The 1,762-nt window shown below is 70.4% G+C and carries 3 protein-coding genes; 2 read left to right on the plus strand and 1 reads right to left on the minus strand.

What is annotated here, in order from left to right:
* Positions 1 to 271 (minus strand): MarR family winged helix-turn-helix transcriptional regulator (locus EQG76_RS18570; RefSeq protein ID WP_159715866.1); only part of this gene is annotated, 271 nt, incomplete at its 3' end.
* A 220-nt stretch (positions 272 to 491) separates the two neighbouring features.
* On the opposite strand from EQG76_RS18570, the gene tpiA reads away from it, so the two are divergent.
* Together tpiA and secG are read left to right on the plus strand one after the other, a co-directional pair.
* Positions 492 to 1,268, plus strand: a complete 777-nt coding sequence (gene tpiA, locus EQG76_RS18575; RefSeq protein WP_159715867.1) for a triose-phosphate isomerase — start codon at positions 492 to 494, stop codon at positions 1,266 to 1,268.
* Positions 1,269 to 1,272: 4 nt separating this feature from the next.
* Complete coding sequence (gene secG, locus EQG76_RS18580) at positions 1,273 to 1,608, plus strand: preprotein translocase subunit SecG (protein ID WP_159715868.1); 336 nt, start codon at positions 1,273 to 1,275, stop codon at positions 1,606 to 1,608.
* The last annotated feature ends 154 nt before the right edge of the window (positions 1,609 to 1,762 follow it).

Genomic DNA, 1,762 nt, shown 5'->3' on the forward strand with positions numbered 1-1,762 from the left:
CTTCGCGCTGGTCGCTGCCTGATGCCATGCGGACCAGACCCATGCGCTGCAGCAGCCGCACGTTGCGTCCGACGGTCGAACGGTCCAGCTCCATGCGCCGGCCGAGTTCGGTCAGCGACACTGGCTGGGCACGCTTGACGTTCCGCAGCAGGCTGAACTGGGCGACATTGATGCCGACTGGCTGCAGCGCTGCGTCATAGAGCGTGGTGAGCCGGCGCGATGCCGCCCGCAGGGCGATGCAGTAGCAGGGGCTGGAGCTGGATTCGGTCATAACGCGGGTAGGTACCCGTATCTGGTGCCGCTCGTCAATCGGCCACCGGCTCGGCAGCCCCATGGCAGTCACACCCGGGGAGGCGGCAACGGCCAGGGGTGGCGGGCGCGACAGCCCTGTGCTATCGGCGCCGCCGTCGCCAAAAAGTTGTGATGCCCGCCTGGTTGCACCCGGCTATCTGCCTGCTGCGGCGCTTCGCCCAGGCCCGATGGAGTTCGTCATGCCCTCGCGGCGCCCGCTGGTGTTCGGCAATTGGAAGATGAATGGCTTGGCCGCGGACGCGCGGGCGCTGGCTGCCGCCCTGGCCGAAGCCGGGCAGCCGGAGGCCGGCACACTCGCCGTGTTCCCGCCCTTCACTCAGCTGGCGCAGGTCGCAGCGCAGCTTCGGGGCAGCGGCATCATCGTCGGCGCGCAGGACTGCCACGAGGCGGCCAAGGGTGCGTTCACCGGCTCGGTGAGTGCTGCCATGGTCGCGGATACCAGTGCCACGGCGGTGCTGCTCGGCCATTCGGAGCGCCGCCACGGTTTGGGCGAGACCGATGCGCTGGTGCGCGCCAAGGCGGAGGCGGCGCTGGCCGCGGGGCTCGGGACGCTGGTCATCTGCATCGGCGAGACCGAGGCGGAATATCTGGATGGCCAGACCCTGGCCGTGCTGGACCGCCAGGTCGAGGGCTCCATCCCTGACGGGATCGATGCGGCAAAGCTGGTGGTCGCCTACGAGCCGGTCTGGGCCATCGGCACCGGCCGTACGCCCACGACCGAGGAGATCTCGCAGGTCCATGCCCATCTGCGTGGCAAGCTGATTGGCCAACTGGGCGAGGCCGGCCGCGACGTGCCGATCCAGTATGGCGGGTCGGTCAAGGGCTCGAACGCGGCGGCGATCCTCGGTGTGCCGGACGTGGATGGCGCGCTGGTCGGTGGCGCCAGCCTGGATCCGGCCGAATTTCTCAAGATCTTCATCGCGGGTGGCGGGCGGCTGGCCCGGCCCGGGAGCTGACAGCATGCAGACCGTCGTTCTGGTCATCCATCTCCTGATCGCGATCGCCCTGGTGGGGCTGGTGCTCATCCAGCGCAGCGAGGGGGGTGGCCTCGGCCTGGGTGGCGGCGGTGGTGGCGGCGGCTTCATGACCGCGCGCGGCACCGCCAACCTGCTCACCCGCTCGACCGCGATCCTGGCCGGGTGCTTCGTCCTGACCAGCCTGGCGCTGGCGATCCTGTCCGGAACGGGCACCTCGACGCGCTCGATCTTCGACAGCCTGCCCCAGGAGGAGACCGCACCGGTCGAGCAGCCGCAGCCGGCCGCACCCACCGGTCCGGCCGCTCCGCTCGCACAGTGAGCCGAACGCGGGGGAGCCGAAGGCGGGCGGCGCAGGCGGCCCTGGCCGGCGGCCGATCCGCAAACCTGCCGCTGGCGGCTTGCCAGTGGTCGATCGCACGTGGAAACTAGAGGCCGATGACGCGCTACGTCTTCATCACCGGCGGCGTGGTCTC

Source organism: Geminicoccus flavidas (assembly GCF_009806515.1).
GTDB classification, from domain to species: Bacteria; Pseudomonadota; Alphaproteobacteria; order Geminicoccales; family Geminicoccaceae; genus Geminicoccus; species Geminicoccus flavidus.

Bases quoted from the DNA above. Each gene is read 5' to 3' on its own strand.
- secG (WP_159715868.1), top strand. From the start codon at position 1,273: ATGCAGACCGTCGTTCTGGTCATCCATCTCCTGATCGCGATCGCCCTG.
- tpiA (WP_159715867.1), top strand. From the start codon at position 492: ATGCCCTCGCGGCGCCCGCTGGTGTTCGGCAATTGGAAGATGAATGGC.